A 6,697-nucleotide genomic window follows, 5' to 3' on the forward strand; every position below is an offset into this window, starting at 1 on the left:
CGCTGCCGTCTTCGCTCTGCTCTAACTTCGCCGTGTCGTGCCATTTGCGCTCACGAATCCACGGCGCCTGATACTTGTCGAAGCGAATCACTACCTCGACCGGCTCATCACCGCCTTCGGCGCCGAATGAAGATTTCAGCCCATTGGGGATGGAGATCGTGCTGCGTCGGACGAACTTTTCGGGCAGCACGTGGCATGCTTGGATGCGCCCAACTTGGAAGATGCGCTTGGCCGATTTACCCACGTCGTAGGCAAGCAAATACCAATTGCCCCTAATGTTGCTCAGATGGTAGGGCTCGACGACGCGCTCGCCGCGTTGGCCGGTGGTGTTGGCGAAGTAGCTGATGAAGAGCAGACGTTGCTCGCGAATGGCGCGATGAACCGTCAGCAACGTCTGGGCGTTGGTCTTCGTCAACGGTGGCGGCACAAAGGTGTAGTGCAGGCGCAGCTTTTCTAAGTCGGCCGAGATGTCTCCGTCCGCCGCAACTCCTCCACACACTGCGAAAAACACCGTGTCCGTCGGCCTAAGCGAGCGAGATCCCCCGCAATTCGGCGAGACTTGCTTCAACCGAATAGGTCTGCGGCTTGCCCGGCGCAACCAGAGACAGCCGCTACGGCAGTCGGCGCAATATTGAAAGTCCAGTCGTGCTTGATTCATCATCGCCTGTATCATCATCTTATCACAGGATGAGGCGAGTGTCAATATGTGACAAGGCAGGATGGCCATTCGGTCAGCGTAATGAGATAGACGTATTTTTTACTCCCGACGATTTATAACATATCATCAAGCTCGCCGATGGATTAGTCGTCAGTTCGAGGCTGGTAGATGAAATCAGCCAAGGCATGTTCACCGGCACACTTACCGCAGTTGGTTACCGACGGCGTCATATAAATGCAGATTGTGTCCTGCGCGTCGGAAGTCGTGGCCATCCAGATATATCTAGACGGCTTGCGCGCTGGATTCTAAGCAAGTAGCTGATTGGGTTGGTCTGAGGAGTGACATGACAATGGCAGGCTTTGCACAAATAATGCTAGCTGCCGTTGCAATTATTGCTTCGTTTGATTACTGATTTGCTTATTTCTTTTCGTAAACTTTACGCACATAATTTTATTTACTCCTTAAGTTATGGGGGTGATTTTTATTTTATGTATAAACACCGTAACCGACTGTAAAACTATTTTTAGCGAAAAGAAATATCAGCAGGAATCATTCACTTGTGTTGAAAAAACAGACTGCGTGAAAATGATAATAAAGTATCTACTATAGCTAGCAACACTTTTTAATAACGTATTGTGCAGATGCACTTCTTTAGACTATAGTTGTAGATGTATCTGATTGTTTAGGATAATCTGTGAATATACTAAGTCAATAAAACATACACAAAGTTGTCATGGCATATAGCTAGCTTAGGTTGACCGCAAAGATAATTTTTGACGCGCATAAAGGTATTAAATCAATCTTTTATTAATCTATTGCTTACAAAGCAAAATCAGCGATATCCTTTCAAGCAAGCACGTCAAGATTATAAGAACTATTCATGGGTAAAGCAAGTACTTAAATTTAGGGATTCCTATTATCATGATCTAGCTTAAGAGTGGTATATTAATACATCACACGACTCATTCTACTCTTAACAAAAGTTAGCCGGAGTGAGCCTAATCAAAGATTAGAAATTCTGTTCTAAGTTTATCCCGATTAAACTATATCTATAGTTTGATCGGAAAACAGACATGGACTTACTGATAATATGGAACACAAGAACTATTACAAAATACTCAATGTAGATCATAACGCCGATATAGAGACAATCAAGAAGGCGTTTCGTAAATTAGCACGCCAATATCACCCGGATGCTAATAAGGGAGATAAAGAAGCTGAGGAAAAGTTCAAAGAGATCAACGAGGCTTATGGGGTACTAAGCGATCCAGATAAACGCAAGTTCTATGACCTGATACATAAAGGATATCTTGATCATTCACAAAGCGAAGGAGATCCATGTAGATATGAATGGAAAAGAGCGGAAGATGACGATAAATTCATCAGGTTTGATAATAATATCGATAATTTTTATAATAAAGGTATTGGCTTAAGTAGTTTGATCAGGAAGGTTTTGGGTAATTATAAAACATCGAGAAGTTCATGCAACTTCCAAAAAATTATACTCATTACACTCGAAGAAGCCTACTATGGTACGACTCGCATAGTGCATAATAAGGGTATACCAGACTTCTTAGTCAAAATTCCACCTGGAGTGAAGGCTGGCTGGCGAATAAGAGTGCGCAAAAAAGATAACCAGAATGTAGATGGACAAATCGGCGATCTATATTTGGCGATTGAGATAATGCCGCACGCTATCTATGAACGCAAAGGTGATGACCTGTACTGTAATGTTTACATAGATATGTTAATGGCTATGACAGGTGGTAATATACGAGTGGATACATTCGCTGGCCCGATTGTGATAAAAGTTCCACAGGGTATTTCTTCTGGATCAACTATCCGCGTGCGTGGGCGCGGCATGCCTAAGTTTAACAAACCTGGTGAATATGGTCACCTATACTTGCGTGTGGTAGTTACTAATCTTACTTAGTTTGATCGTGAACGTTTAGCAACGAAGGCACACTGAATTGTCGTGCAACGAATCATATTACACGCTTCTTGCCATCTTCATAAGGCCAATTTGAATGTTACAGTTTTTCTTCATCGTTGACCTAGATACATTAACATATAGGTCAATTCGTATCTATCTTCATCAACTAGATCATGGCGCGTATTTATTATATATAACGCCGAGATAAAATAATTATTTTTTACAATTACATCTCAGAAGTCGATTTTGTTTACATTATAAACAGAGTGAACTACATAAGAATGCCCTGAAGATGATCTTGCACCACGAATGTTTGATGTTATACTTCATATGGTTATTAGTCTAATATGTGCATCTATTATGCATTGCACCCATGTAAAATATGTATAATATTAATACATCTCGCAACATTAGTCTAAGAATGAATAGCGATATAAAATCATGTCTTGATTTTCTACGAGTTTATCATATAAAAAAACACTCTTGATTATATTGCAATTATTAATATATCAAGATATTAAGTTAGTTGAAGATTTAAAATGTAATATGCTATGATAAATTGATTATAGCGGTAAGTCTTTCTTATTTTATTTAATATCATTAATTATTTATACATAATTAAATATAATTATATTAATTACTAAAAATATGTAGCTATTTTAAAGAACATTCGTTTATAATAACTAATTTAATGCAGTCTATATATTGAATATAAATATAGCCCTATATGTTGATATTATTTTATGTTTCTCAATAAGCTTGATTTTATGACCATTCTTGCAACTCTAAAATCTAAGGGTCAGGATAAATTACGGAATAGTATACACTTCAGGTAGTTTTGTTTAGGAGAATGTTGCCGCTTCTATATGGAAATAACAGATAATCCATTTTAAACATGCTGAAAAATTTGTTTTAAAATCATCAGCACGCCTCATATAACCAACGAATGCCTCGTGGTTAATACGCCCATTTTCTTCTACTCAAACTATAAGTTCACGAGCAGCCAGATCATAATAATAATCAGATATGACCATCAAATTATGCTCTACAATAAAATTTCCTGGCGGTGAAATCTTATGGAAACTTGTACAAAGAGCTAATATCTTCTGTTAAGTATCAATTACCTGATTCGAGGGCGATTAATAACACATATGATTATCAATAATAGCCTTTAATTCTTCTATTAATCATATATTCCTTCGGAATATTTCGATCGAAAATACAGATGTTTCTCTGTATTAATTTTAACCACAAAGACTATTTTAGTGTTATTCAATTATAATCCATAAATTTAATAAAGTTTTATAAAATCAAGACTGATCGAAAAGCATAATTAATAATGTAAAAAATTCATATAATCACAACTTTACAAAATAGTTACATTTTTGATAGTCAATTAAATCTTTTGGAATATGCGATCGCTAATTTATAATGTAAAAACCAGCAAATAAGCCGTTACTGCTTTTACATGGAAATCTCAGATGATATATTTCTTAAACATTCGGTTGCCTCTATTGTAAAATCAGCGGCACGTCTTATATAAACAGCGAATGCCTCATAGTTAACGCAACCGTCTTTTTCAAGTCCGACTATAATTTGACGAGCACCCAGATCATAATAATAAGTAGATGTAACCAACAAAAGATGTGATTTAATAAAATATTCTGGCGGTGAAATCTTCCGAAAACTTTTATTTAGAGCCAATATCTTTCGCGCAGTATTTCTTAACTGACTCAAATTCGACTTATTAAGCTCGTAATTAATTATATCACCCTTCAATTTTTCTAGCGTTGCTGAAGTCATTTTGAGATATTTCTCCTGCAAAAACCGATACTTTTCTGTATCCATTTTAACCTCCAGGACTATCTTCTTGTTCTTATATTATAATCCCTGCATGCAAAAAGTTCGCTAAAATAAAAACCAATCTAGATACATAATTAACAATATCACAAATTTTATTTTATTATAACTCAATAAAAATAGACCCAATGTTTTTGATGATCGATTGAATTATTTTATAATACAAGTGCACTAATTTATAATAAAAGTGACGCAAATGGGATGTTGCAGTTTTTACATAAAAATACCAGATAGCCTATTGTGCGCATATTCAGCGGACAGCCTTCTAAAATAAGTACCATACTTCAGATAATCAATGAATAGTGTGGATTTAATAGACCCATTTTGTTGTATTTCAACTATAATTTTACGAGCAGCTAGAGTATAATAATAAGCAGCTATGGCCATCAAATCATGTTCTAGAATAAAATCTTCTGGTGGTGAAATCTTCTGGAACCTTGTGCAAAGAGCCAATATCTCCCGTGCAATATCAATTACCTGATTCGAGCACCATTGATTATGTACATAATTATCAAGCTCAGGTAATAATTGTTGTATTAACTTATGCATTCCTGCGGAATATTTCGCCCACAAGGAAAGATATTCCATGCTATCCATTTTAACCCCCAAGACTATTTTCTTGTTATTCTATTATAATCCTTGCATACAAGAAAGTTTGCTAAAATCAAAACCAATCAAGATACATAATTAAAAATCTCGCAAATTTGATGCCACTGTAATTTCATAAGAATAAACACAATGTTTTTGATAATCAATTTAATTGCTTTATAATACAAGCACACTAATTTATAATAAAGATACCGCAAATATGATGTTGCTGTTTTTACATAGAAATACCAGATGGCCTATTTTTTACACATTCCGCAGGCAGTGTTCTAAAATCAGTACTATACCTCAAATAATCAATGAATGGCTTGCAGTCAATACTCCCGTTTTCTTTTACTCCAATTATAATTTCACGTGTAGCCAGACCATAATAATAAGCAGATCTAACCATCAAATCATGCTCTATAATAAAATTTTCTGAGAATGAAATCTTCTGGAAATTTGTGCAGAGAGCTAATAACTTCTGTGTAGTATCAATATACCTGATTCGTGGACGATTGATCACTAACATAATTATCAATCACGAATGCTAATTATTCCATTAAATAATACATTCCTTCGGAATATTTCGCAACAAGGATAGATATTTCTCTACCTATTTTAACCTACAAGTCTGTTTTATTGTTATTATATTATAATTATTGCATACAATAAATCTACATGAAATCTTAACTAACACCGATTCATGGGGATTGAAATGAAGCTAAAGATGTTGACTGTCGAGTTGGCAGTCACGGCATATTCTCTGATTAGACAAAAGAGCATAAGCTCAATATCTTCAACATGACTAAGGAATGCCATGAGTATGTATTGGTCTTGAAGTGTAGGTATGTACAGCTCTTTGATGCGCGTACAAGCTAAGCATAACGAGAATCCTGATAGTTTTATCAGCTGCACAATCTCATTACGCAGCACATACGGCACTCGACTTGCGTGATGAGATCGTCGCATTTTTTACTCCCGACGAATGTGACTGCTCTCAAGCTAGACGATCGGTTAGTCATCGGTTAGTGTCTGTGGGATAGGGGGGCAGCCAAGGCACGTTCACCGGCGCACTTGACCCAGGTGGCTACCGATTGCGCACTTGACACGTCGATGGCGCCCGATGCATCGGAAGCTGTGACCATCTAGATACATCTCGACGACTTGGTGCTGGATTCTAGGCGGGTAGCCGATTGGGTTGGGCTGAGGAGTGAAATGACGATTGCAGGCCTTGCATAGGTAGCGCTGGCTGCCATTGTGATTCTTGCCTCGTTTGACCACTGATTTGCTTATGTCTCTTTGGACACTTCATGGATCCAGTTTTATTTACCCCCTTGACAAGGTCAGGAGAAAGAATAAAATACGGATAGGCTATCCGACGCCATCAAGCACACTGAGGATCAAGTGCTCTTCTTCCCACTTGGGCCGGTGGGCTGCGTGGGCGATCAGCCCATCTACGCCGTAGAGTGTGCTTAACCACCGCTACACCGTGGCGACGTGGTGATCTGACGCGCCGGGCGTTGCACATTACCAATCGAATGGCATCGTGCTCACAGACACGATTAAGGCTGCGAGCGGTGCATTGCTGCACAACCGACAGAGGATCGCTCGCGCACGCGCCTACCATACCATGGCGAAAGCGACCAGCGAAAGCGCAT

Annotated in this window: 4 protein-coding genes and 1 pseudogene; 2 read left to right on the plus strand and 3 right to left on the minus strand. The window is 38.2% G+C overall.

Annotation, left to right across the window (positions count from 1 at the left end; translation table 11 throughout):
- On the minus strand, positions 1-727 hold a 727-nt coding region (locus NZM04_06685; GenBank protein ID MCS7063713.1), incomplete at its 3' end, for a WYL domain-containing protein.
- A 1,021-nt stretch (positions 728-1,748) separates the two neighbouring features.
- Here NZM04_06685 and NZM04_06690 point away from each other — a divergent pair.
- Together NZM04_06690 and NZM04_06695 are read left to right on the plus strand one after the other, a co-directional pair.
- A pseudogene (locus NZM04_06690) lies at positions 1,749-1,949 on the plus strand (DnaJ domain-containing protein).
- A gap of 162 nt (positions 1,950-2,111) precedes the next feature.
- Positions 2,112-2,591, plus strand: coding sequence for an HSP40/DnaJ peptide-binding protein (locus tag NZM04_06695; GenBank protein MCS7063714.1), 480 nt, complete (start codon positions 2,112-2,114; stop codon positions 2,589-2,591).
- Positions 2,592-4,055: 1,464 nt separating this feature from the next.
- Here NZM04_06695 and NZM04_06700 read toward each other — a convergent pair.
- The gene (locus NZM04_06700) at positions 4,056-4,439 is read right to left on the minus strand and encodes a hypothetical protein (GenBank protein ID MCS7063715.1); all 384 of its coding nucleotides are present in this window, start codon (positions 4,437-4,439) and stop codon (positions 4,056-4,058) included.
- Between the two features lie 225 nt (positions 4,440-4,664).
- Positions 4,665-5,039, minus strand: a complete 375-nt coding sequence (locus tag NZM04_06705; protein ID MCS7063716.1) for a hypothetical protein — start codon at positions 5,037-5,039, stop codon at positions 4,665-4,667.
- Positions 5,040-6,697: the final 1,658 nt, after the last annotated feature.

It is taken from the genome of Candidatus Methylacidiphilales bacterium (genome assembly GCA_025056655.1).
Taxonomy (GTDB): domain Bacteria; phylum Verrucomicrobiota; class Verrucomicrobiia; order Methylacidiphilales; family JANWVL01; genus JANWVL01.

Bases quoted from the DNA above. Each gene is read 5' to 3' on its own strand.
- NZM04_06700 (MCS7063715.1), bottom strand. From the start codon at position 4,439: ATGGATACAGAAAAGTATCGGTTTTTGCAGGAGAAATATCTCAAAATG.
- NZM04_06705 (MCS7063716.1), bottom strand. From the start codon at position 5,039: ATGGAATATCTTTCCTTGTGGGCGAAATATTCCGCAGGAATGCATAAG.